General features: G+C 36.0%; 34 protein-coding genes. 33 read left to right on the top strand and 1 reads right to left on the bottom strand.

The window, feature by feature from the left end:
- Positions 1 to 167 precede the first annotated feature (167 nt).
- The 28 genes from rplC to rplQ all read left to right on the top strand — a co-directional run bounded on the left by rplC (position 168) and on the right by rplQ (position 14,176).
- Entirely contained in the window at positions 168 to 794 is a 627-nt protein-coding gene (gene rplC / locus PUH65_RS12530; protein ID WP_305520479.1) for a 50S ribosomal protein L3, read from the top strand.
- Positions 785 to 1,414, top strand: a complete 630-nt coding sequence (rplD, locus tag PUH65_RS12525) for a 50S ribosomal protein L4 (RefSeq protein WP_305520478.1) — start codon at positions 785 to 787, stop codon at positions 1,412 to 1,414. The genes rplC and rplD overlap by 10 nt, the downstream gene beginning before the upstream one ends.
- A 3-nt stretch (positions 1,415 to 1,417) precedes the next feature.
- Positions 1,418 to 1,708 (top strand): 50S ribosomal protein L23, encoded by a 291-nt coding sequence (gene rplW, locus PUH65_RS12520; RefSeq protein ID WP_305520477.1) that lies wholly within the window; start codon positions 1,418 to 1,420, stop codon positions 1,706 to 1,708.
- Positions 1,709 to 1,768: 60 nt separating this feature from the next.
- Positions 1,769 to 2,590, top strand: coding sequence for a 50S ribosomal protein L2 (gene rplB, locus PUH65_RS12515; RefSeq protein WP_305520476.1), 822 nt, complete (start codon positions 1,769 to 1,771; stop codon positions 2,588 to 2,590).
- Positions 2,591 to 2,592: 2 nt separating this feature from the next.
- Positions 2,593 to 2,871: a 30S ribosomal protein S19 gene (rpsS, locus tag PUH65_RS12510; RefSeq protein WP_039341565.1), complete on the top strand. Its 279-nt coding sequence runs from the start codon at positions 2,593 to 2,595 to the stop codon at positions 2,869 to 2,871.
- A gap of 2 nt (positions 2,872 to 2,873) precedes the next feature.
- Entirely contained in the window at positions 2,874 to 3,275 is a 402-nt protein-coding gene (gene rplV / locus PUH65_RS12505; RefSeq protein ID WP_305520475.1) for a 50S ribosomal protein L22, read from the top strand.
- Between the two features lie 7 nt (positions 3,276 to 3,282).
- The gene (gene rpsC / locus PUH65_RS12500) at positions 3,283 to 4,020 is read left to right on the top strand and encodes a 30S ribosomal protein S3 (RefSeq protein WP_305520474.1); all 738 of its coding nucleotides are present in this window, start codon (positions 3,283 to 3,285) and stop codon (positions 4,018 to 4,020) included.
- A gap of 84 nt (positions 4,021 to 4,104) precedes the next feature.
- Complete coding sequence (gene rplP / locus PUH65_RS12495) at positions 4,105 to 4,530, top strand: 50S ribosomal protein L16 (RefSeq protein ID WP_305520473.1); 426 nt, start codon at positions 4,105 to 4,107, stop codon at positions 4,528 to 4,530.
- Positions 4,531 to 4,541: 11 nt separating this feature from the next.
- Positions 4,542 to 4,733 carry a 50S ribosomal protein L29 gene (gene rpmC, locus PUH65_RS12490; RefSeq protein WP_305520472.1) on the top strand — a complete coding sequence of 64 codons (192 nt, stop codon included), beginning with the start codon at positions 4,542 to 4,544 and terminating at the stop codon, positions 4,731 to 4,733.
- Positions 4,734 to 4,743: 10 nt separating this feature from the next.
- Positions 4,744 to 5,001: a 30S ribosomal protein S17 gene (gene rpsQ, locus PUH65_RS12485; protein WP_088263399.1), complete on the top strand. Its 258-nt coding sequence runs from the start codon at positions 4,744 to 4,746 to the stop codon at positions 4,999 to 5,001.
- Positions 5,001 to 5,369 (top strand): 50S ribosomal protein L14, encoded by a 369-nt coding sequence (rplN, locus tag PUH65_RS12480; RefSeq protein ID WP_305520471.1) that lies wholly within the window; start codon positions 5,001 to 5,003, stop codon positions 5,367 to 5,369. The genes rpsQ and rplN overlap by 1 nt, the downstream gene beginning before the upstream one ends.
- A gap of 18 nt (positions 5,370 to 5,387) precedes the next feature.
- Positions 5,388 to 5,714, top strand: coding sequence for a 50S ribosomal protein L24 (gene rplX / locus PUH65_RS12475; protein ID WP_305520470.1), 327 nt, complete (start codon positions 5,388 to 5,390; stop codon positions 5,712 to 5,714).
- Positions 5,715 to 5,724: 10 nt separating this feature from the next.
- On the top strand, positions 5,725 to 6,276 hold the full coding sequence (gene rplE, locus PUH65_RS12470) for a 50S ribosomal protein L5 (RefSeq protein WP_305520469.1): 552 nt from the start codon (positions 5,725 to 5,727) through the stop codon (positions 6,274 to 6,276).
- Position 6,277: 1 nt separating this feature from the next.
- Complete coding sequence (rpsN, locus tag PUH65_RS12465; protein ID WP_034718706.1) at positions 6,278 to 6,547, top strand: 30S ribosomal protein S14; 270 nt, start codon at positions 6,278 to 6,280, stop codon at positions 6,545 to 6,547.
- Positions 6,548 to 6,675: 128 nt separating this feature from the next.
- Positions 6,676 to 7,074: a 30S ribosomal protein S8 gene (gene rpsH / locus PUH65_RS12460; RefSeq protein ID WP_305520468.1), complete on the top strand. Its 399-nt coding sequence runs from the start codon at positions 6,676 to 6,678 to the stop codon at positions 7,072 to 7,074.
- Positions 7,075 to 7,091: 17 nt separating this feature from the next.
- On the top strand, positions 7,092 to 7,637 hold the full coding sequence (gene rplF / locus PUH65_RS12455) for a 50S ribosomal protein L6 (protein WP_305520467.1): 546 nt from the start codon (positions 7,092 to 7,094) through the stop codon (positions 7,635 to 7,637).
- 18 nt (positions 7,638 to 7,655) lie between these two features.
- A complete protein-coding gene (gene rplR, locus PUH65_RS12450; RefSeq protein WP_305520466.1) occupies positions 7,656 to 8,003 on the top strand; it encodes a 50S ribosomal protein L18 in 348 nt (115 codons plus the stop codon).
- Positions 8,004 to 8,021: 18 nt separating this feature from the next.
- The gene (gene rpsE, locus PUH65_RS12445) at positions 8,022 to 8,543 is read left to right on the top strand and encodes a 30S ribosomal protein S5 (RefSeq protein WP_305520465.1); all 522 of its coding nucleotides are present in this window, start codon (positions 8,022 to 8,024) and stop codon (positions 8,541 to 8,543) included.
- An 11-nt stretch (positions 8,544 to 8,554) separates the two neighbouring features.
- Positions 8,555 to 8,731, top strand: a complete 177-nt coding sequence (rpmD, locus tag PUH65_RS12440; RefSeq protein WP_305520464.1) for a 50S ribosomal protein L30 — start codon at positions 8,555 to 8,557, stop codon at positions 8,729 to 8,731.
- A gap of 77 nt (positions 8,732 to 8,808) precedes the next feature.
- A complete protein-coding gene (rplO, locus tag PUH65_RS12435) occupies positions 8,809 to 9,255 on the top strand; it encodes a 50S ribosomal protein L15 (protein ID WP_305520463.1) in 447 nt (148 codons plus the stop codon).
- An 8-nt stretch (positions 9,256 to 9,263) separates the two neighbouring features.
- Positions 9,264 to 10,646, top strand: coding sequence for a preprotein translocase subunit SecY (gene secY / locus PUH65_RS12430; protein ID WP_305520462.1), 1,383 nt, complete (start codon positions 9,264 to 9,266; stop codon positions 10,644 to 10,646).
- A gap of 8 nt (positions 10,647 to 10,654) precedes the next feature.
- Positions 10,655 to 10,870 (top strand): translation initiation factor IF-1, encoded by a 216-nt coding sequence (gene infA, locus PUH65_RS12425; protein ID WP_031503426.1) that lies wholly within the window; start codon positions 10,655 to 10,657, stop codon positions 10,868 to 10,870.
- A gap of 139 nt (positions 10,871 to 11,009) precedes the next feature.
- Positions 11,010 to 11,126 (top strand): 50S ribosomal protein L36, encoded by a 117-nt coding sequence (gene rpmJ / locus PUH65_RS12420; RefSeq protein ID WP_007839480.1) that lies wholly within the window; start codon positions 11,010 to 11,012, stop codon positions 11,124 to 11,126.
- Positions 11,127 to 11,135: 9 nt separating this feature from the next.
- Complete coding sequence (rpsM, locus tag PUH65_RS12415; RefSeq protein WP_133439512.1) at positions 11,136 to 11,513, top strand: 30S ribosomal protein S13; 378 nt, start codon at positions 11,136 to 11,138, stop codon at positions 11,511 to 11,513.
- A gap of 12 nt (positions 11,514 to 11,525) precedes the next feature.
- Positions 11,526 to 11,915: a 30S ribosomal protein S11 gene (gene rpsK, locus PUH65_RS12410; protein ID WP_027376638.1), complete on the top strand. Its 390-nt coding sequence runs from the start codon at positions 11,526 to 11,528 to the stop codon at positions 11,913 to 11,915.
- Positions 11,916 to 12,004: 89 nt separating this feature from the next.
- On the top strand, positions 12,005 to 12,613 hold the full coding sequence (rpsD, locus tag PUH65_RS12405; protein WP_305520461.1) for a 30S ribosomal protein S4: 609 nt from the start codon (positions 12,005 to 12,007) through the stop codon (positions 12,611 to 12,613).
- A 30-nt stretch (positions 12,614 to 12,643) separates the two neighbouring features.
- On the top strand, positions 12,644 to 13,639 hold the full coding sequence (locus PUH65_RS12400; protein WP_305520460.1) for a DNA-directed RNA polymerase subunit alpha: 996 nt from the start codon (positions 12,644 to 12,646) through the stop codon (positions 13,637 to 13,639).
- 6 nt (positions 13,640 to 13,645) lie between these two features.
- The gene (gene rplQ / locus PUH65_RS12395; protein WP_305520459.1) at positions 13,646 to 14,176 is read left to right on the top strand and encodes a 50S ribosomal protein L17; all 531 of its coding nucleotides are present in this window, start codon (positions 13,646 to 13,648) and stop codon (positions 14,174 to 14,176) included.
- Between the two features lie 176 nt (positions 14,177 to 14,352).
- On the opposite strand, the gene PUH65_RS12390 is transcribed toward rplQ, so the two are convergent.
- Complete coding sequence (locus tag PUH65_RS12390) at positions 14,353 to 14,778, bottom strand: hypothetical protein (RefSeq protein ID WP_305520458.1); 426 nt, start codon at positions 14,776 to 14,778, stop codon at positions 14,353 to 14,355.
- A 177-nt stretch (positions 14,779 to 14,955) separates the two neighbouring features.
- On the opposite strand from PUH65_RS12390, the gene eno reads away from it, so the two are divergent.
- From eno to paaZ, 5 genes are all read left to right on the top strand, one after another.
- On the top strand, positions 14,956 to 16,248 hold the full coding sequence (gene eno / locus PUH65_RS12385; protein ID WP_305520457.1) for a phosphopyruvate hydratase: 1,293 nt from the start codon (positions 14,956 to 14,958) through the stop codon (positions 16,246 to 16,248).
- Between the two features lie 82 nt (positions 16,249 to 16,330).
- The gene (locus PUH65_RS12380) at positions 16,331 to 17,617 is read left to right on the top strand and encodes a citrate synthase (RefSeq protein ID WP_305520456.1); all 1,287 of its coding nucleotides are present in this window, start codon (positions 16,331 to 16,333) and stop codon (positions 17,615 to 17,617) included.
- Between the two features lie 261 nt (positions 17,618 to 17,878).
- On the top strand, positions 17,879 to 18,568 hold the full coding sequence (locus tag PUH65_RS12375) for a DUF6624 domain-containing protein (protein ID WP_305520455.1): 690 nt from the start codon (positions 17,879 to 17,881) through the stop codon (positions 18,566 to 18,568).
- 45 nt (positions 18,569 to 18,613) lie between these two features.
- Complete coding sequence (locus PUH65_RS12370; RefSeq protein WP_305520454.1) at positions 18,614 to 18,895, top strand: hypothetical protein; 282 nt, start codon at positions 18,614 to 18,616, stop codon at positions 18,893 to 18,895.
- Positions 18,892 to 21,381: a phenylacetic acid degradation bifunctional protein PaaZ gene (gene paaZ / locus PUH65_RS12365; protein WP_305520571.1), complete on the top strand. Its 2,490-nt coding sequence runs from the start codon at positions 18,892 to 18,894 to the stop codon at positions 21,379 to 21,381. Before PUH65_RS12370 ends, paaZ begins: the two co-directional genes overlap by 4 nt.
- The last annotated feature ends 60 nt before the right edge of the window (positions 21,382 to 21,441 follow it).

Here is a 21,441-nt window from a genome sequence, read left to right as displayed (position 1 = left end):
TTACGTTCAAGCAAAAAAGTTGAAATTATTTTAAATCATTATTTGTCAATTCAAATATTCTTCATACATTTGCACACTCAATTTAAGGAAGAAGTGCGCCTATTTCAAAAGTAGAAATCACCCAAACCTTGATTGACAAACAAGAACTTAATTAGATATATATAAACATGTCAGGTATTATTGGTAAAAAAATCGGGATGACATCGCTGTTTGACGAGACTGGGAAGAATATTCCTTGTACCGTTATTCAAGCAGGTCCTTGCTCGGTTTTACAGGTCAGAACCATAGAAAAGGATGGGTACAAAGCTGCTCAACTTGGTTTCGATGACAAGAGTGAAAAGAACGTTGGTAAAGCGTTAGCCGGCCATTTCAAAAAGGCGGGTTCAGCTCCAAAAGCTAAGTTAGTAGAATTCTATCATGAATTCGTAGAAACTTTAAGCGTAGGAGATGAAGTGAAAGTAAACTTATTTGCGCAAGGCGAATATGTTGATGTAACTGGAACTTCAAAAGGTAAAGGTTTCCAAGGGGTTGTAAAAAGACACAACTTTGCGGGGGTAATGCAAGCAACTCACGGACAGCACAATAGATTAAGAGCCCCAGGTTCAATCGGTGCAGGTTCGGATCCATCAAGAGTATTCAAAGGAATGCGTATGGCGGGTAGAATGGGTGGTAAGCAAGTTACCGTACAAAACCTAGAAGTGTTAAGAGTAGATGAAGAACAAAATCTTTTAGTAGTAAAAGGTGCTGTTCCGGGAGCGAAAAATTCTTATGTAATTATCAGAAAATGGAACTAGTAGTATTTAATACATCAGGAAAAGAGACCGGAAGAAAAGTAACTCTTGACGAAGCAATCTTCGGAATTGAGCCAAATCAGCACGCGGTTTACTTAGAGGTTAAGCAATATCTTGCAGCACAAAGACAAGGTACGCACAAATCAAAAGAAAGAAACGAAATCTCAGGATCAACTAAGAAACTTAAGAAACAAAAAGGTTCAGGTTCTGCTAGATACGGAAGTATAAAATCCCCAATTTTCAAAGGTGGAGGTAGGATTTTTGGTCCAAAACCAAGAGACTACAGATTCAAATTAAACAAAGCTTTGAAAAGATTGGCTAAGAAATCAGTTCTTTCGCAAAAAATGAGAGATAATTCAATTAAAGTATTAGAAACTATCAATTTTGATGCTCCTAAAACTAAAGAATTTATCACTTTGAACAATGCGTTAGGATTTGAAGGTAAAAAAGCTCTTTATATTTTACCAGAAGCGAACAAAAACGTTTATTTGTCATCAAGAAACTTACCGAAAACGAAAGTTTTGACTTATAACGAAATCAGTTCTTACGATTTGGTACACGCTGGAGAGATCATATTCTTAGAAGGTGCTATAGAAAAATTCCAAGAAAATTTAAGAAAATAAATCATGTCGATTATCATTAAACCAATCATCTCAGAAAAAGCAAACTATCTTACAGATTTGAGAGGACAATATTCTTTTTTAGTTAACCCTAAATCGAATAAAATCCAGATCAAAAAAGCGATAGAACTTGCTTACGGTGTAAAAGTAGCAGACATTAGTACAATGATTTATGCTCCTAAAGTTTCTTCGAAACACACCAAAAAAGGATTACAAGTTGGGAAAACCAGCAAATTGAAAAAAGCAGTCGTTGCCCTTGCAGAAGGAGAAGTGATTGATATTTTTGCAACCAACTAAATTAGCATAAGGGAATACCTTATGACAACAATAAAATTTTATTAATTATAAATAATTGTAATGTCTGTTAGAAAATTAAAACCTATCACCCCGGGACAGAGATTCAGAGTTGTTAACAACTTTGATGAAATTACTACCAACAAACCAGAGAAATCTCTAACAGTAGGTATTAGTAAGTCAGGTGGTCGTAACAATACTGGTAAAATGACCATGCGTTACACCGGAGGTGGACACAAACAAAAATACAGAATTATCGACTTCAAAAGAAACAAGTTTGATGTTGAAGCTACGGTAAAAACTGTTGAGTACGATCCAAACAGAACTGCTTTCATCGCTCTATTAGAATATGCGGACGGAGAGAAGAGATATATCATCGCTCCAACTGGTATCAAAGTAGATCAGAAAGTAATCTCCTCAGAAAGCGCAGAACCAAATGTTGGTAATGCAATGAAGTTGAAAAACATTCCTTTGGGAACTGTTATTTCTTGTATCGAATTGAAGCCTGGTCAAGGTGGAATTATGGCGAGAAGTGCAGGATCATCGGCACAATTAACTTCAAGAGATAAGAAATACGTGATCATTAAATTACCTTCAGGAGAATCTAGAATGGTTCTTGGGGAGTGTATGGCAATGATTGGTGCAGTATCTAACCACGATCACATGCTTACCGTTTCTGGTAAAGCAGGTAGAAGCAGATGGTTGGGTAGAAGACCTCGAACAAGAGCAGTAGTAATGAACCCTGTCGATCACCCAATGGGAGGTGGAGAAGGTAAATCTTCTGGAGGTCACCCAAGATCAAGAAATGGTATGCCTGCTAAAGGTTACAAAACCAGAAAGAAAAACAAAGCGTCTAACCGTCATATCATATCTAAAAGAAAATAATTATGTCAAGATCACTTAAAAAAGGACCTTTCATTCATCACACTTTAGATAAGAAGGTTCAGACAAATATAGAGTCTGGTAAGAAGACAGTAATCAAAACTTGGTCTAGAGCATCAATGATCTCTCCAGACTTCGTAGGACAAACCATCGCAGTACATAACGGGAAATCTTTTATCCCAGTTTATGTAACTGAAAATATGGTAGGTCATAAGTTAGGCGAATTTTCTCCGACAAGATCTTTCAGAGGTCACGGCGGTAACAAAAATAAAGGAGGTAGATAATCATGGGATCAAGAAAAAGAGAAAGTGCATTAGCACGTAAAATAGCAAACCAAGATGTAGCAAAAGCGTTACATAATGACTGCCCTTCTTCTCCAAGAAAAATGAGATTAGTAGTTGATATCATTAGAGGAGTTGAAGTAGAAAAGGCGTTGAGTATCCTTAAATTTTCCAAAAAAGATGCTTCTAACAAATTAGAGAAAGTACTTCTTTCTGCGATGGCTAACTGGCAATCAAAGAACGAAGGTGCTGATATTGAAGAAGCAAACTTAATCGTAAAAGAAATTATGGTTGACAGTGCAAGACAATTGAAGAGACTAAGACCAGCACCACAAGGTAGAGGTCATAGAATCAGAAAAAGATCAAACCACATCACTTTAATTTTAGGAACTAAAGATAATAAATAATCAAGGTATGGGACAGAAGACAAATCCAATTGGTAACAGATTAGGTATCATCAGAGGATGGGATTCAAACTGGTATGGTGGTAAAGATTATGGAGACAGAATCGCAGAAGACTACAAGATCAGAAGATACCTTGAGGCAAGATTATCTAAAGGTGGAATTTCAAAAATCTACATCGAGAGAACATTGAAATTAGTAACCATTACAATTACTACTGCTAGACCGGGATTAATCATCGGTAAAGGAGGACAGGAAGTTGATAAATTAAAAGAAGAATTAAAAAAATTGACGGATAAAGATATCCAGATCAATATCTTCGAAATCAAAAGACCTGAACTTGACGCAGTTTTAGTTGCAGACAGTATCGCAAAACAAATCGAAAATAGAATTTCGTATAGAAGAGCTGTGAAAATGGCAATTCAAAGTACCATGAGAATGGGTGCTGAAGGAATCAAAGTTCAAATCTCTGGTAGATTAAACGGAGCGGAGATGGCAAGAAGTGAATCTTTCAAAGACGGAAGAATCCCCTTGTCAACCTTTAGAGCAGACATCGATTACCATATCGGTGAAGCCCTTACTCAGTACGGTAAATTAGGAGTTAAGGTTTGGATTATGAAAGGTGAAGTTTACGGTAAAAGAGACTTAAGCCCACTAGTAGGACAACAGAAAAAAGGACCATCTGCAGGAAGAGGAGATCGTGATGACAGAAGAAGCAGAGACGACCGTAGACCAAGAGATAGAAAATAATTAATGAAATTTTGGAGGCTATTTTTTAAATGAACCGTTACTTTTTTAAAATCTAAAATCTAAAATCTAAAATTCCTAGAAATTATGTTACAACCAAGAAGAACCAAATTCCGTAAAGTTCACAAGATGAAAATGAAGGGGATTGCCCAAAGAGGTAGTCAACTTGCATACGGAACTTTCGGGATCAAAGCTAACGAAGGAGCTTGGATCACTGCAAGACAAATTGAAGCAGCGCGTATTGCTGCAACAAGATATATGAAAAGAGAAGGTCAGTTATGGATCAAAATATTTCCAGACAAGCCTATTACTAAAAAACCAGCCGAAGTAAGGATGGGGAAAGGTAAAGGTGCAGTGGAATATTGGGTATCTGTAGTGAAACCTGGTAAAATTATGTTTGAAGTAGGTGGTGTACCTTACGAAGTAGCGAAAGAAGCTCTTCGTTTAGCAGCACAAAAACTTCCTGTTACTACAAGATTTGTAGTTGCTAACGATTTTGTTCAACCTAATTAATTTATTTAAAAATGAAAAAAGCTGACATCAAAAATCTAAGCGCAGGAGATATTCAAAACAAATTGGCTGAAGTAAAAGCAGATTTCAATAAAATGAAATTGTCTCACAGCATTAGCCCGATTGAAAATCCAATTCAAATTAAAGACATGAGAAGAATGATCGCTCGTCTTGAAACTGAATTAACACTAAAACAACAATCATAATTTTCCTTTTATCATGGATAGAAATTTAAGAAAAGAAAGAATCGGAATTGTTTCTAGCAATAAAATGGAAAAAACCATTGTTGTAAGTGAAACGACGAGAGTAAAACACCCGATGTATGGTAAATTCGTTTTAAAAACGAAAAAATATACCGCTCATGATGAGAACAACGAGTGTACTGAAGGGGATACAGTATTAATTACTGAAACAAGACCTTTAAGTAAAAGTAAGAGATGGAGATTAGTAAGAATCATTGAAAAAGCTAAGTAATGTTACAAACCGAATCAAGATTAAAAGTTGCTGATAACACAGGTGCAAAAGAAGTACTAGTTATTAGAGTTCTAGGAGGAACTAGAAGAAGATATGCTTCAGTTGGTGATAAAGTCGTAGTTACTATCAAAGATTCTACACCACAAGGAACCGCAAAAAAAGGAACTATTTCTAAAGCGGTAGTCGTAAGAACTAAAAAAGCAGTAAGAAGAAAAGATGGATCATACATCAAATTTGACGATAACGCTTGTGTTCTTTTAAACGCTACTGGTGAAATGAGAGGGACCCGTGTTTTCGGACCTGTTGCTCGTGAACTAAGAGACAAAGAATATATGAAAGTCATTTCATTAGCTCCTGAAGTACTTTAATTTTAAAATTTACAGAAAATGACAAAGTTAAAAATCAAAAGAGGAGATAACGTAATCATCACTACCGGAAAGAAAGAAATTAAAGGTAAAAAAGGTGAAGTTATTGAAGTGATCAGAAAAGAAGGCAAAGACGCTAGAGTAGTTGTTGCAGGTTTAAATATTGTTAAAAAACATACTAAACCATCTGCAGGTAACCCACAAGGCGGAATTGTAGAAAAAGAAGCATCAATCCATATTTCGAATGTTATGCTTATCGACAAAAACGGTAAACCAACTAAAACAGGAAGTAAGGTAGAGGGTGATAAAAAAGTGAGAGTTGCTAAATCAACCGGTGAAACTTTATAATTAAACGAAGATGGAATATATAGCAAGACCAAAACAAATATATAAAGAGAAAATTATTCCTACAATGATGGAAGAATTTGGGTACAAATCTGTTATGCAGGTTCCTAAATTATTGAAAATCGTTGTGTCACAAGGTTTGGGTGCAGCAACAGCTGACAAGAAAATTGTTGATTACGGAATTGAAGAACTTACGGCAATCACTGGTCAAAAAGCAGTTGGAACTCTTTCTAAGAAAGATGAAGCAGCTTTTAAATTAAGAAAAGGAATGCCTGTAGGAGCTAGAGTTACTTTAAGATCAAATCAAATGTATGAGTTCTTAGACCGATTAACTTCTTCAGCTTTACCACGTATCCGTGATTTTAACGGTATCAAAGCAGACGGGTTCGACGGAAGAGGAAATTACAATTTAGGGATTACGGAGCAAATTATTTTCCCAGAGATTGCAATTGACAAAGTGAAAAAAATCCAAGGGATGGACATTACTTTTGTAACTTCAGCGAAAACTGACAAAGAAGCTAAATCACTATTAACGCATTTCGGTATGCCTTTCAAAAAGAACTAAGATGGCTAAAGAATCAATGAAAGCGCGTGAGCGCAAAAGAGAAGCTACGGTAGCAAAATATGCAGAGAAAAGAAAAGCTTTGAAAGAAGCGAATGACTATGCAGGTTTGCAATTATTGCCGAAAGATGCTTCACCAGTAAGACTACACAACAGATGTAAATTAACAGGAAGACCAAGAGGTTACATGAGAACATTCGGTCTTTCAAGAGTAACTTTCAGAGAAATGGCTAACAAAGGTCTTATCCCGGGAGTGAAAAAAGCTAGTTGGTAACAAATTTAGAACAATCGAGATAGTAAAGTTATTAGGTTGTAGGTTATAGTAAATAGTTTTTAACTAGAACCTAAAGCCTACCACCTTTTAAAACTAACTATCATAAACCAATAATTTAAAATAGAAAAATGGTAACAGATCCAATTTCAGATTTCCTAACCAGAGTAAGGAACGCACAAAGCGCAGGCCACAAAGTGGTGGATATTCCTGCATCGAAAATCAAAAAGGAGATTACAAAAATTTTGTTTGATCAAGGGTATATTTTGAACTACAAGTTCGAAGATAACGCTGTTCAAGGAAACATCAAAATCGCTTTAAAGTACGATAAACTAACCAACAAGCCGGTTATCAAAAGCATTCAAAGAGCTTCAAGACCAGGTTTAAGACAATACAAAGGATCAGGTGAACTGCCAAGAGTATTGAACGGATTAGGAATTGCAATTATCTCAACTTCAAGAGGAGTTATGACTGATAAAAAAGCACGTCAGGAAAAAGTTGGTGGAGAAGTAATCTGCTATGTTTATTAATTTTTAATTAAAGGAAAATGTCAAGAATTGGTAAAGCAATTATAGAAATTCCCGCTAATGTTACCGTAACTGAGAAAGACGGATTGGTAACTGTGAAAGGACCGAAAGGAGAACTTACACAGCAATTAGGCGAAGGAATCACTCTTAAGCAAGAAGACGGGATTCTAACTTTAGATCGCGCGTCGGAATCAAAACAACACAAAGCATTACACGGTCTTTACAGAGCGTTAATCAATAACATGGTTCAAGGAACATCCGAAGGATGGACTAAAAAACTTGAACTTGTAGGAGTAGGATACAGAGCATCTAATCAAGGAAACAGATTAGATTTGGCTTTGGGATTCTCACACGGTATTGTACTGGATCTTCCAAAAGAAGTGGTAGTAGAAACATTATCTGAAAAAGGTAAAAATCCAATTATTACCTTAACATCTTTTGACAAACAATTATTAGGAATGGTAGCTGCAAAGATCAGATCTTTCAGAAAACCAGAACCATATAAAGGAAAAGGAGTTAGATTCGTAGGAGAAATTGTAAGACGTAAAGCTGGTAAATCTGCTTAATTTTTAAAACTTAAGAAAATGGCACTAAGCAAAGTACAAAAAAGAAATAGAATTAAAAGAAGAGTAAGAGGAAAAATCTCTGGCTCTGCTGAATTACCAAGATTATCTGTTTACAAAAGCAATAAAGAAATTTACGCTCAATTAATCGACGATAAAGAAGGTAAAACTTTAGCTTCAGCTTCATCTAGAGCGCTGAATGTAAAAGGAAACAAAGTAGAAATCTCTGCAGAAGTTGGTAAAGCAATCGCTGAAAAAGCTAAAGCTGCAGGAATTGAAAATATAGTGTTCGACAGAAACGGATTCGTATACCATGGTAGAGTGAAAGCTTTAGCTGACGGTGCGAGAGAAGGCGGACTAAAATTCTAATCATTAAATTTCGGAAATATGTTAGGACTAGATAATATAGAAAAAATAAAACCGGGAGGATTAGAACTTAAAGATCGTCTCGTTTCAGTAAACAGAGTTACTAAAGTAACCAAGGGAGGTAGAGCTTTCGGTTTTTCTGCAATTGTTGTTGTAGGAGACGAAGCTGGAACTGTTGGTTTCGGTTTAGGGAAATCTAAAGAAGTTGCTTCAGCTATTGCAAAAGCAGTAGAAGATGCTAAGAAAAATTTAGTTAAAGTTCCTGTAGTAAACCATACCATTCCTCACCAAACATCTGCAAGATACGGTGGAGCAGATATCTTCTTGAGACCTGCAACTCATGGTACCGGTGTAATCGCTGGTGGTACAGTTCGTATGGTAGTTGAAGCTGCTGGTATTAAAGATATTCTTTCAAAATCAAAAGGTTCATCTAACCCACATAACGTAGTGAAAGCAACTTTCAAAGCGCTATTGGATATCAGAAGACCAGAAGAGGTTGCTAAATTGAGAGGTATTTCATTAGATAAAGTGTTTAACGGTTAATAAGTAAAGCAATGGCAAAAATTAGAATCAAACAAGTAAGAAGCGCTATTGGTAGAACCAAAACCCAAAAAAGAACGCTTGAAGCATTAGGATTGAAAAAACTTCACCAAGTGGTAGAACATGACGATACTCCTGCAATTTTAGGAATGGTAGCGGCAGTAAATCACTTACTAGAAGTACAAAAATAGAAAATTGACAAAGAGAAAAAGAGACTTGATCATGATAGTCTCTTCTCTCTAATCTTTAAATCTCAAATCTAAAAATAATGAATTTAAATAATATTAGACCTGCAGCAGGTTCTACTCACAGTACTAAAAGAATCGGTAGAGGACAAGGTAGTGGTAAAGGGGGAACAGCTGGAAAAGGTCACAACGGTCAGCAAGCAAGAGCTGGTTATTCTCAGAAGATTGGTTTCGAAGGTGGACAGATGCCTTTGCAAAGAAGATTACCGAAATTCGGTTTTACCAACATCAACAGAAAAGAGTATAGAGGAATTAATATTGATACCCTTCAACTTTTGGCTGATACCAAAAATATCACTGAAATTACACAAGAGGTTTTAGTAGAGAATGGTTTGGCTAAGAAAAGCGAAATTGTAAAAATTATGGGTAGAGGAGAATTGAAAGCTGGTATTTCAGTTTCTGCACACAAATTCACTAAATCTGCAGAAGAAGCAATTTCTAAAGCAGGAGGTAAAGCAATTACTCTATAATATTTACAATGAAAGAATTTATACAAACACTAAAAAACATTTGGAGTCTTAAGGAACTTAGAGAGAAAATCATGTTCACTCTAGGGATCGTCCTCGTGTATAGATTCGCATCTTATATTTCCTTACCCGCCATTAACATGGCCGAGGTAGGGAATCTTTTGGATATTTATAAAAACCAAGGAGGCAACAAGCAAGGAGCAGGACTTCTTGGCTTGCTTTCTTCGTTTACAGGTGGGGCTTTCTCCCGAGCGTCAATTATGGCACTCGGAATTATGCCTTATATTTCTGCTTCCATTATTGTGCAATTAATGGGTATGGCAATTCCATATCTTCAGAAATTGCAGAAAGATGGTGAAAGTGGTAGAAATACCTTAAACCAAATTACAAGATGGTTAACTATTGCAGTTTGTTTGGTACAAGCACCTTCTTACCTTACTTCAATCACTCAAATGTTCTTGCCTCATGCACAGTTTGCTTCTGCCTACTATGTACATCCGCAGTCCATTATGTTCTGGTTGCCAAGTATCGTAATTTTAGTTGCTGGTTCTGTATTCGCAATGTGGTTAGGAGAAAAGATTACTGATAAAGGAATCGGGAATGGTATTTCTATCTTAATTATGGTAGGGATTCTTGCTGATTTCCCAGGAGCTTTTATTCAGGAAGTTGCAACTCAAACAGGTAAAGGTGGTTTTGGTACCATTATGATTCTGATTGAAGTTCTCTTCTGGATGGTAGTCGTACTCTTGGCAATCGTTCTATCGGTCGCTGTAAGAAAAATTCCTATCCAATATGTAAGTAGAGCCCAAGCAAGAGGTGGTGTAAATAGAAACTTAATGCAAGGTGCAAGACAATGGATTCCTCTAAAAGTGAATGCTTCTGGAGTAATGCCAATCATTTTCGCTCAGGCATTAATGTTTGTACCGGGATTATTAACGAAAGTTGATGAGTCCAACACTTTTCTTGCAGGATTCAAAAATGTATTTAGTTGGCAGTACAATGTATTGTTTGCGATATTAATTATCATCTTCTCCTTTTTCTACACAGCAATTACGATTCCTGTGAATCAAATGGCTGATGATTTAAAGAGAAACGGTGGCTTAATTCCTAAGGTTAGACCAGGGAAAGAAACCGCTGATTACCTGGATGATATTTTATCAAAAATCACTTTGCCTGGCTCAATATTTTTAGCTATCTTTGCAATCCTTCCAGCACTTGTGTATGGAGCGTTTGTTCAGACCGATCGTTTTGCCCTGTTTTTCGGGGGTACATCGCTTTTAATTATGGTCGGAGTAATCTTAGATACTGTACAACAGATTAATACTTATCTGTTAAATCACCATTATGATGGCTTGATGCAGTCTAAATTGTCCAGAACAAGCAATAATCTGTAATTAGATAAATGGCAAAACAAAAACATATTGAACAAGACGGCGTCATTACGGAAGCACTTTCGAATGCGCAGTTTCGCGTTGAACTAGAAAACGGGCATGTACTTATTGCCCATATTTCTGGTAAGATGAGAATGCACTACATTAAACTTTTACCTGGCGACAAGGTGAAATTAGAATTGTCTCCTTATGATTTATCAAAGGGGAGAATTACATTTAGATATTAAATTCAGTACAACTGAACTTTACTATAAAAGAGGACTTGTAAAGTCGAAAGATTTTATTAAAGTTTTAAATTTAAACAAAATGGGAATGATTCCGTAAGATCTCATTTAACCGTTGCAAAATTAGAAAAGAAAACTTAAAATGAAAGTTAGAGCATCTATCAAAAAAAGAAGTGCTGATTGCAAAATTGTTCGCAGAAAAGGCGTTCTGTTTGTGATCAACAAGAAGAACCCAAAATTTAAACAAAGACAAGGCTAAAATTAAATTATGGCGAGAATTTCCGGTATTGATTTACCAAAAAACAAAAGAGGCGTTATCGGTTTAACTTATATCTATGGTGTTGGAAGAAGTACTTCTTCTGAGATCTTGAAAGCAGCCGGAATCAGCGAAGACAAGAAAGTCAACGAATGGAATGACGATGAATTGGCATTGATCAGAAACTACATCACTGAAAACATTAAAGTTGAAGGTGAATTGCGTTCTGAAACACAACTAAACATCAAGCGATTGATGGATATTGGTTGCCAACGAGGAATACGTCACAGACTGGGATTACCTTTAAGAGGACAAAGAACTAAGAATAATTCTAGAACCCGAAAAGGAAAGAGAAAAACTGTTGCTAACAAGAAAAAAGCAAGTAAATAATCGGTAAGAATTATGGCAAAACAGACTAAAGCAGTAAAGAAAAGAAAAGTAAAAGTTGAAGCAATTGGTGAAGCACACATCCAAGCGACTTTCAATAATATCATCATTTCTTTAACAAATAAAAGTGGAGAAGTCATCTCTTGGGCATCAGCCGGAAAGATGGGATTCAGAGGTTCTAAGAAGAATACTCCTTTTGCAGCGCAAATGGCTGCAGAAAATTGCTCAACCGTAGCACACGATGCTGGACTACGTAGAGTAAAGGTTTACGTGAAAGGTCCTGGAGCAGGTAGAGAATCTGCGATCAGAACTATTCACAATTCAGGAATTGAAGTAAGTGAAATCGTTGACGTGACTCCAATGCCACACAACGGATGTAGACCTCCAAAAAGAAGAAGAGTATAATCTAAAGAATCTTATGATTTAAATGTTAATAAGGTGGTTTACATTTTAATTAAAAACTTTAAATCGAGAATCTAAAATCTTAAAAAAATATGGCAAGATATATTGGACCAAAAACAAAGATTGCAAGAAAGTTTGGGGCTGCAATCTACGGAGATGATAAAAACTTCGAGAAAAGAAAAAACCAACCGCCAGGACAACATGGTGTTAACAAAAGAAGAGGATCGAAAAAATCTGAGTACGCTGTTCAGTTGATGGAAAAGCAAAAAGCTAAATATACTTATGGTATTTTAGAAAAACAATTTGCTAACCTATACGAAAAAGCAGTAAGAGCAAGAGGCGTAACAGGTGAAGTTCTTTTACAATTATGTGAGTCGAGATTAGACAATGTAGTGTACAGATTAGGGTTTGCAAAAACCAGAGCAGGTGCAAGACAATTGGTATCTCACAGACACATCACTGTAAATGGTGAATTGGTAAACATCGCTTCATATTCTATGAAAGTTGGTGACGTAGTTGCTGTTAGAGAGAAATCAAAATCTCTTGAAGTAATTGCTGATGCATTAGCTTACAGAACAAACTATGAGTGGTTACAATTCAACGACGAAACTAAATCAGGTACTTTCGTATCAGCACCGGAAAGAATTCAAATTCCGGAAGATTTGAGAGAACAATTGATCGTCGAACTTTACTCTAAATAATAATTTCAAATTTTTGCTCAACCTAATTATATGGCAATTTTAACATTTATTAAACCCGATAAAGTAATCCTTCTTAACTCTAATGAATTCAAAGGTCAATTTGAATTCAGACCATTAGAGCAAGGTTTCGGACTTACTATCGGTAATGCATTGAGAAGAGTTTTACTTTCTTCTCTTGAAGGATATGCTATTTCATCTATTAAAATAGAAGGCGTAGAGCACGAATTTTCAACAATCCCAGGAGTAATTGAGGACGTTACAGAAATCATTCTTAACTTAAAGCAATTGCGTCTGAAAGCAAAAACTGAAACTGCAACTGCAGAGCAAGTAACTGCTAAAGTATCTGGACAAACTACTGTAACTGCTGGTGACTTAGGAAAATCAATGCAGGAATTCGAAGTATTGAATCCTGACTTGGTAATCTGCTCAACCAATAAAGATGTGAAATTTGAAATCACGTTCAATATTGAGAAAGGGAGAGGTTATGTACCATCTGACCAAAATAAATCAAGCAATGCTCCTATCGGAACTATTGCAATTGATTCAATTTATACCCCGATCAAGAAAGTACAGTATAGTGTTGAAAACTACCGTGTCGAGCAAAAAACAGACTACGAAAAACTCGTTTTAGATATTGAAACTGATGGGTCTATCACTCCTCAGAATGCTTTAACAGAAGCTTCTAAGATATTAATTTATCATTTCATGTTGTTCTCTGATGAGAGAATTACGTTGGAAACTGAAGCGGTGAAAGCCTCAATTCAATACGACGAAGAAACTTTACATACAAGACAACTCCTTAAATCGAAATTAGTAGATATGGATCTGTCTGTAAGAGCACTAAACTGCTTGAAAGCTGCTGAAGTTGAGACTTTAGGAGAACTGGTTTCTTACACAAAGTCTGATTTGATGAAATTCAGAAATTTCGGTAAAAAATCTTTAACAGAATTAGAAGAATTAGTGCATGCAAAAGGTCTTAACTTCGGTTTCGACGTTGCTAAATATAAATTAGACGCTGATAAATAACAAACAATGAGACACGGTAAAAAATTCAATCACTTATCTAGAACAGCTTCTCACAGAAGTGCTTTGCTTTCTAATATGGCTTGTTCTCTTATTGAGCATAAAAGAATCAACACAACTGTCGCTAAAGCGAAAGCTTTAAGAGTATATGTTGAGCCGATCCTTACAAAAGCGAAAGAAGATACAACACACAACAGAAGAACAGTTTTCGCATACCTGCAAAGTAAAGAAGCAGTTACTGAATTATTCAGAACAATTGCTCCTAAAATTGCAGAAAGAAACGGTGGTTACACTAGAATCATCAAAACTGGATTCAGACCGGGAGATGCTGCAGATACTGCAATGATCGAACTTGTAGATTTCAATGAACTTTACAACCCGAATGCTGAAGAGAAAAAAGTAACTAGAAGAAGCAGAAGAGCCACTCCTAAAGCAGCAGAAACTGTTGCTGAAGTAAAAGAAACTCCTGCTAAAGAAGTTAAAACTGAAGAGCCAACTGCAGAAGTTGCAGATTCTACAGAAGAAAAAGCAGGAGAATAATATTCGCCACGCTTTAGAAATTAAAATCCGTCTTGTTTTATAACGAGACGGATTTTTGTTTGTAAATAATTGTGCGTTTAGAAGTACTTGCTATAATTAAAATTATTCGCACTAAGCATTTAAGAGTTTAATCACTCAACAATCTTGGTTCTTTTAACTTTTTATTTGGCTGTTGACTATTGTCCTCTGGCTTTCTTCAAATGAATCACATTATTTTCCTGCGTAATGGTAATGCTGTCATTTTTAGCCACGATAGTAATATCGAAGTCTTTATAAATGCCACCTTTTTCGAACGCTTCTGTCTGCGGAGTTGTGATTGTTTTGTTATTACTTTTAATGCTGATGGTTTTTACTTTTGCAGTATTGTTAAACGTGACTAATGCTGATGAACCATCGTCCGCTACATAACGGTCAGTATAATCTTTAGCATTATAATTTGACTCGTCAGTTTCAGTGGTAGCGATAGTGGTACTGTCTTTAGGAAGATCAGCAGAATAACCATTTTCTTGTTTGATGACACTTTTGTTTCCTTCAGTGTTCTTCTTACAACTTAGTGTTAGCATTAGAAGAGAACATGCTGCGATGATGAACGTTTTTTTCATTGTTAAAGTTTTAGGGATAATCAAATTTAATGATATCTTTTTTAATTATGATTATACCGATACAATTAACTAAAATTTAACTCAAAACCTCATTAAAATCATAGGATAAACCCGTGGCAATCATTCAATTTTAACTAAATTTGTAATTCTTAATAAATCATACTAAAAAATTATACAATGAGTTACATTTCTTACATTGAAGCAAGACAAATTTTAGATTCTAGAGGAAACCCTACAATTGAAGTTGATGTGTTCACAGAAGCCGGTTCTATGGGTCGTGCGGCTGTTCCTTCTGGAGCATCTACAGGCGAACATGAAGCAGTAGAGTTACGTGATGGAGCAAAAGAATTTGGTGGGAAAGGAGTTTTAAAAGCAGTAGAAAATGTAAGAGAAATCATCGCACCAGAATTAATTGGTATTTCAGTTTTCGAGCAAAATCTGATCGATCAAATTATGATTGAATTAGATGGAACACCTAACAAAGCAAATCTTGGAGCAAATGCAATTTTAGGCGTATCCTTAGCAGTGGCAAAAGCAGCTGCATTGGACCTTAAAATTCCTTTGTACAAATATATTGGTGGTGTAAACGCAAATACACTTCCAGTTCCTATGATGAATGTTATTAATGGTGGTTCCCATTCAGATGCACCTATTGCTTTCCAAGAGTTTATGGTGATGCCGGTGAAAGCAGATTCTTTTTCTCACGCATTACAAAAAGGAACGGAGATATTTCATGAATTAAAATCAATCTTAAAATCTAGAAATCTTTCGACTGCAGTTGGTGACGAAGGTGGTTTTGCACCAAAATTCAATGGAACCGAAGACGCCCTGGATACTTTAACGCAAGCCATTGCTAACGCTGGTTACAAAGCCGGAGACGATATTATGTTTGCCTTAGACTGCGCCTCGTCCGAATTTTATGTTGATGGTAAATATGATTACAGAAAATTTGAAGGAGAAAATGGTGCATGCAGAACTCGTGAAGAACAGGTTGAGTACTTAGCAGAATTGGCATCAAAATATCCAATTATTTCAATTGAAGACGGAATGGATGAAAATGATTGGGAAGGTTGGAAATTATTAACTGAAAAAATAGGAAATAAGACACAGTTAGTAGGTGACGATTTATTTGTAACAAATACCGAGATTTTAGGCAAGGGAATAAAAGGAGATATCGCAAATTCAATTTTAATTAAAGTGAATCAAATCGGTACTTTATCAGAAACTATGGCAGCTGTTCAAATGGCGCAGAATAATAAATACACTACCGTAATGTCTCATAGATCTGGTGAAACAGAAGATGCGACCATTGCTGATTTAGCTGTAGCAATGAACTGTGGTCAAATCAAAACAGGATCAGCATCACGTTCAGACAGAATGGCGAAATACAACCAGTTACTTAGAATTGAAGAAGCATTAGGAGAAACAGCAGTATTCCCAGGATTAGATGCTTTTAAAATAAAACGATAATAGAAAAAATTAATGGAGCGACCGTAAAAAACACTTGCGGTTTCATTCCAATATTTATAAATTAGTAAAAAAATAAATTATAATGTCAGATAACAAAGTTATATTAAACTATGATGGGAAAGCATTTGAATACCCAATCGTAGAAAGCACCATCGGTGACAGAGGAATCGATATTTCAAAGTTAAGAGACCAAACCGGGTTAATTACTTTAGATTTAGGATATAAAAATACTGGAGCCACTTTAAGCGACATCACTTATCTTGATGGTGATCACGGCGAATTGTATTACAGAGGATATCCAATCGAGCAAATCGCTGAAAAATCCAGTTTTACAGAAGTTATGTATCTTTTGTTAAATGGTAATTTACCTACGACAGACCAGTTTGCTGGTTTCGAAAAAGGTATTAAAAAATACAATTTCGTTGCTGACGAAATGAAAAGATTGATCGACGTTTTCCCTCGTTCAGCACACCCAATGGGAGTTTTATCTTCCTTAACATCTGCGCTTACTGCCTTTAATCCAAAAGCTGTTGATGTAAGATCAAAAGAAGAAATGGACCACGCCGCAGAAATGCTGATCGCCAAGTTCTCTCACCTTTGTGCGTGGACTTACCGTAAGAAAATGGGCTTACCGATCAATCATGGAGACGACAGCTTAAACTATGTAGAGAATTTCTACAAAATGTGTTTCCGTCGTCCAAACCAGGAATTCCATTTAGATTCTACCGTTGTTAATGCTTTAGATAAATTATTAATTCTTCACGCAGACCACGAGCAAAACTGTTCTACATCGACGGTAAGAATGGTTGGTTCAGCACATACTGGATTATTTGCTTCAGTTTCAGCAGGGATCTCTGCACTTTGGGGACCACTTCACGGTGGTGCAAACCAGGCTGTGATCGAAATGTTGGAGATGATCGAACAGGATGGTGGCGACGTTGCAAAATACGTGGAGAAAGCTAAAAATAAAGATGACGATTTCCGTTTGATGGGCTTTGGACACAGAGTTTACAAAAACTTCGATCCAAGAGCACGCATCATTAAAAAAGCAGCAGATGATATTTTTGCAGCTTTAGGAATTGAAGACAAAGCTTTAGACATCGCTTTACAGTTAGAAAAAGTAGCCTTAGAAGATGAATACTTCATCGAAAGAAAATTGTATCCAAACGTAGATTTCTACTCAGGAATAATCTACAGAGCATTAGGAATTCCAACCGAAATGTTTACCGTAATGTTCGCTTTAGGAAGACTGCCAGGATGGATCTCTCAATGGAAAGAAATGCGTTTGCATAACGATCCAATCGGAAGACCAAGACAGGTTTATCAAGGTGCTGCAAAACGTGATTACGTTGACATGAGCGCAAGATAATCTGAAATCATATTCATAATTTCCCTTTCAATTTAGTTTGAGAGGGATTTTTTTTGGGCGCACATTTCCGTCTTCCGTTCCCGCTTTTTTTGTCATTGCGATCGAAGAGAAGCAGTTTGTTGAGCATGTTCGTCTCTGCAATAACAAAAAAGAGCTCCACTCAAGCCGGGGCGCAACTCGGTTATAAAATTAGATTTCAGCAAAATTGAAAATTTCAGTATCTTAACCCCTAGAAAAATTACTCAAGATATTCTTCACCAAATGAAATTCATTTATCAAATTCTTTTTGTCATTATCACAGGCCTTATTTTGTTTTCCTGTAATTCTCAAACGAGGATTAATACGGATTTAAAAAAAGAATTAGATGTAATAATGTTTACAGATCAAGCCTTCCGACGACAGTATGATCCTAATATGCCAGAACAAGAAAGAAGGAATATTGCAGACAGTCTTAATATGGATTATGACACCATGCGAAAAAATCTTTTAGTTCTCATGAATAAATATGATGCAGAAAATATTAAAAAAGTTGAAACAATTATTTCAAAATATGGTTATCCAGGAAAGTCTTTAGTTGGTGAACCCACTAACCGAGCAGCATTTCTAGTAATTCAACACTCCGACAAGATTTCGAAGTATTTACCAATCGTCAGAATTGCCGCTGAGAAAAAAGAGTTACCTTTTCGAAGTTATGCTCTGATGCTAGATCGACATCTCATGGAAAAAGAAGAACAGCAAATTTATGGATCACAAGGTTTAGAAATGGGTGGAATTTCTGTTATCTGGCCTATAAAAGATCCTGCTAACGTTAATGCACTAAGGAAAAAAGCAGGATTTTCGCAAACCGTCGAACAGTATTCGAAAGATTTATTTGGAAAAAATTTCGAATATAAAGTGTACAGTCTTGAAGAAGTTAAAGAATTATTTTCAGGATTTACTATTGTTGAATAACCACAAAGGATAACGCGTTCGATTAAATTAATTTTACTCAAAAAAATGAATTCAAAAAATAAAAAGATACTCGCAGCTTCAGGAATATTCCTGGTTGCACTCAATATTTTCGCATTCTATACTCTTCAAGAAGGAATCAGAATCGCAAAAGCTATAAGTAATACACAAAATAAAGAAGCCCTAAAGTCATTAGAACAAAAACAAATCCTGAGTGATGTTGTACCTTCCTTAATTTTCACAATTGATATAGCATTGCTATTTTTTCTTTGTTATCTTTTAATTAAATCATTGATCAAAAGTTTAAAAAAATCCACATCTAATAAATAATGAAACTAAAAAATTACATCAGAGGACAATGGATCGAAGGATCAGGAAATGAAGTCCCACTTTATAATGCAGTTAATGGTGAATTGGTTGCAATTTCAGATACCGAAGGAATCGATTTTGAGCAAGCCTTAGATTACGGAAGAACCGTTGGTTACAAAAATCTTTCCTCCATGACGTTCTACGATCGTGGCGAAATGTTGAAGAAAGTTGCTTTGTATTTATTAGAAAGAAAAAAGAAATATTACGATCTGTCCTATAAAACCGGAGCAACTCATTCAGATTCTTGGGTAGATATCGAAGGAGGTTTCGGAACGTTCTTTACCTATTCTGGTCTTGCAAAAAGAATGTTGCCCAACACACCATTTTGGGTTGATGGAGATACCCAGAAAATTTCAGCAAACGGAACTTTTCTGGGAACGCATATTTTAACGCCGAGCGAAGGAGTTTCAGTACAAATTAATGCGTACAATTTCCCGGTTTGGGGAATGTTAGAAAAATTATCGACTTCACTTTTAGCCGGGGTTCCAAGCATTGTGAAACCGGCAACTCCAGGATCTTATTTAACCAACGCCGTTTTCCAGGACATGATTGAAAGTGGAATCCTTCCGGAAGGAGCCATCCAATTAGTTTGTGGTGAACCGGGAAATATTTTGGATTATGTTCAAGATGGCGATTCTGTACTTTTCACAGGTTCCGCTTCTACCGGAAAAAAATTAAAATCTTTACCTTCAGTTTCAAGTAATTCGGTCCGTTTCAACATGGAAGCAGATTCTTTAAACTGCTCAATTCTCGGCCTCGATGCAAAACCTGGAACACCAGAATTTGATCTTTTCATCAAAGAAGTTCGCACCGAAATGACGACTAAAGCTGGACAAAAGTGTACCGCAATCCGAAGAATTATTGTTCCGGAGAATTTAGTTGGTGATGTTCAGAACGCTTTAAGTAAAGCATTAGATCAAACCAAAATTGGAAATCCATTAAGCCGCGAAACCAGAATGGGATCTATTGTTGGCAAAAAAGAAATGGCAGTTCTTCAGGAAAAAATAAACTTACTGAAAGCGGAAACTGAATTGATTTACGATGGTAAACAAGAATTAGTAGATGCCGATTACGAAACTGGAGCCTTTATGACTCCAAAAGTCTTTTACAACGATAAACCTTTCGAAAAAAATATTTCACACGATGTAGAAGCATTCGGACCGGTTTCAACTTTGATGCCGTACAAAGATGCTGAAGAAGCAGCCGCTTTGGCAAAACGTGGAAAAGGAAGTTTGGTAGGTTCAATTATTTCTCGTGATGAAAAATTCGTTGCAGAAACCTCTTGGAAAATGGCATCTTCTCACGGAAGAATTTTCGTTTTAAATAGAGATAATGCAAAAGAATCAACCGGTCACGGTTCACCTTTACCAACCTTAATGCACGGTGGACCCGGAAGAGCAGGAGGTGGTGAAGAAATGGGTGGATTAAACGGACTTCATTTCTTCTTACAAAAAACTGCAATTCAAGGTTCGCCCGATATTTTGACCGCGATTACCAAAATTTATCAGCAAGGAGCAAATCAACATTTCTCAGATAAACATCCATTTAGAAAATATTTTGAAGAAGTAGAAATCGGCGATTCATTAGAAACTGCCGGAAGAACAGTAACAGAAGCAGATATCGTCAATTTTGGAAATGTTTCTTGGGATCATTTCTACGCTCACACAGATTCAACTTCATTAAATGGAACAATCTTCGATCAAACGGTTGCACACGGATATTTCATACTTTCTGCAGCTGCAGGATTATTTGTTTCCGGTAAAAAAGGTCCAGTCATTGCGAACTACGGACTAGAAAATGCGAGTTTCTTTAAACCAGTTTACGCCGGAGATACGATCACTGTTTATTTAACTGCAAAAGAGAGAATCAACAAAGGAGTAAAAGGAAGAAATGTTCCAAGTGGCGTTGTAAAATGGTTGGTAGAAGTTGTGAATCAACGTGAAGAAGTTGTTTGTGTTGCCACGATTTTAACTTTGGTTGCGAAGAAATCTCCTTTCATTAAAGTAGATTATAAAGATTTTGCCACAAGATTAAATAATTTATCTGAAAAATCGATTCCAAATTGGGGAAAAATGAATGCTCAACAAATGTTGGAACATTTAGAAACTACCATGAAATACAGCACTGGCGAAATAGAAACTTCAGAATGTAAAACGCCGGAAGAACATTTAGAAAAATATCAGGATTCACTTTATAACTTTAGAAAAATGCCGAAAGATTTTCCTGCACCTTTCTTAGAAGATGGAAAATTACCGGAATTAAAATATAAAAATTTGGATGAAGCCAAAACGCATTTCATTGAATCGGTAAAAAATTATCAGATTTATTACCGCGAAAATCCAGAAGCAGAACATTTGCATTTTGTTTTCGGAAAATTAAATAAAGAAATGATGGAGTTGTTTCATCAAAAACATGTGACGCATCACTTCGAGCAATTTGGATTATAAGCACACTGATTCCACAGATTTCCACAGATGAAATTCTTAAGAATTCTTTCTATTTTTTAG

The organism is Kaistella sp. SH40-3, from assembly GCF_030686865.1.
GTDB lineage: Bacteria > Bacteroidota > Bacteroidia > Flavobacteriales > Weeksellaceae > Kaistella.
Note: the sequence above shows the minus strand (reverse complement) of the source record. Positions and strands in the feature narration are given on the sequence as shown.

Coding starts and splice junctions, on each gene's coding strand:
- rplV (WP_305520475.1), top strand. CDS start 2,874: ATGGGATCAAGAAAAAGAGAAAGTGCATTAGCACGTAAAATAGCAAAC.
- rpmC (WP_305520472.1), top strand. CDS start 4,542: ATGAAAAAAGCTGACATCAAAAATCTAAGCGCAGGAGATATTCAAAAC.
- rplC (WP_305520479.1), top strand. CDS start 168: ATGTCAGGTATTATTGGTAAAAAAATCGGGATGACATCGCTGTTTGAC.
- rpsC (WP_305520474.1), top strand. CDS start 3,283: ATGGGACAGAAGACAAATCCAATTGGTAACAGATTAGGTATCATCAGA.
- PUH65_RS12390 (WP_305520458.1), bottom strand. CDS start 14,778: ATGAAAAAAACGTTCATCATCGCAGCATGTTCTCTTCTAATGCTAACA.
- rpsM (WP_133439512.1), top strand. CDS start 11,136: ATGGCGAGAATTTCCGGTATTGATTTACCAAAAAACAAAAGAGGCGTT.
- rplW (WP_305520477.1), top strand. CDS start 1,418: ATGTCGATTATCATTAAACCAATCATCTCAGAAAAAGCAAACTATCTT.
- infA (WP_031503426.1), top strand. CDS start 10,655: ATGGCAAAACAAAAACATATTGAACAAGACGGCGTCATTACGGAAGCA.
- rplD (WP_305520478.1), top strand. CDS start 785: ATGGAACTAGTAGTATTTAATACATCAGGAAAAGAGACCGGAAGAAAA.
- rpmD (WP_305520464.1), top strand. CDS start 8,555: ATGGCAAAAATTAGAATCAAACAAGTAAGAAGCGCTATTGGTAGAACC.
- PUH65_RS12375 (WP_305520455.1), top strand. CDS start 17,879: ATGAAATTCATTTATCAAATTCTTTTTGTCATTATCACAGGCCTTATT.
- rplX (WP_305520470.1), top strand. CDS start 5,388: ATGACAAAGTTAAAAATCAAAAGAGGAGATAACGTAATCATCACTACC.
- rpmJ (WP_007839480.1), top strand. CDS start 11,010: ATGAAAGTTAGAGCATCTATCAAAAAAAGAAGTGCTGATTGCAAAATT.
- PUH65_RS12400 (WP_305520460.1), top strand. CDS start 12,644: ATGGCAATTTTAACATTTATTAAACCCGATAAAGTAATCCTTCTTAAC.
- rplQ (WP_305520459.1), top strand. CDS start 13,646: ATGAGACACGGTAAAAAATTCAATCACTTATCTAGAACAGCTTCTCAC.
- rplP (WP_305520473.1), top strand. CDS start 4,105: ATGTTACAACCAAGAAGAACCAAATTCCGTAAAGTTCACAAGATGAAA.
- rplR (WP_305520466.1), top strand. CDS start 7,656: ATGGCACTAAGCAAAGTACAAAAAAGAAATAGAATTAAAAGAAGAGTA.
- rplB (WP_305520476.1), top strand. CDS start 1,769: ATGTCTGTTAGAAAATTAAAACCTATCACCCCGGGACAGAGATTCAGA.
- rplO (WP_305520463.1), top strand. CDS start 8,809: ATGAATTTAAATAATATTAGACCTGCAGCAGGTTCTACTCACAGTACT.
- PUH65_RS12380 (WP_305520456.1), top strand. CDS start 16,331: ATGTCAGATAACAAAGTTATATTAAACTATGATGGGAAAGCATTTGAA.
- rplN (WP_305520471.1), top strand. CDS start 5,001: ATGTTACAAACCGAATCAAGATTAAAAGTTGCTGATAACACAGGTGCA.
- secY (WP_305520462.1), top strand. CDS start 9,264: ATGAAAGAATTTATACAAACACTAAAAAACATTTGGAGTCTTAAGGAA.
- rpsS (WP_039341565.1), top strand. CDS start 2,593: ATGTCAAGATCACTTAAAAAAGGACCTTTCATTCATCACACTTTAGAT.
- rplF (WP_305520467.1), top strand. CDS start 7,092: ATGTCAAGAATTGGTAAAGCAATTATAGAAATTCCCGCTAATGTTACC.
- eno (WP_305520457.1), top strand. CDS start 14,956: ATGAGTTACATTTCTTACATTGAAGCAAGACAAATTTTAGATTCTAGA.
- rpsN (WP_034718706.1), top strand. CDS start 6,278: ATGGCTAAAGAATCAATGAAAGCGCGTGAGCGCAAAAGAGAAGCTACG.
- PUH65_RS12370 (WP_305520454.1), top strand. CDS start 18,614: ATGAATTCAAAAAATAAAAAGATACTCGCAGCTTCAGGAATATTCCTG.
- rpsD (WP_305520461.1), top strand. CDS start 12,005: ATGGCAAGATATATTGGACCAAAAACAAAGATTGCAAGAAAGTTTGGG.
- rpsK (WP_027376638.1), top strand. CDS start 11,526: ATGGCAAAACAGACTAAAGCAGTAAAGAAAAGAAAAGTAAAAGTTGAA.
- rpsE (WP_305520465.1), top strand. CDS start 8,022: ATGTTAGGACTAGATAATATAGAAAAAATAAAACCGGGAGGATTAGAA.
- rpsH (WP_305520468.1), top strand. CDS start 6,676: ATGGTAACAGATCCAATTTCAGATTTCCTAACCAGAGTAAGGAACGCA.
- rplE (WP_305520469.1), top strand. CDS start 5,725: ATGGAATATATAGCAAGACCAAAACAAATATATAAAGAGAAAATTATT.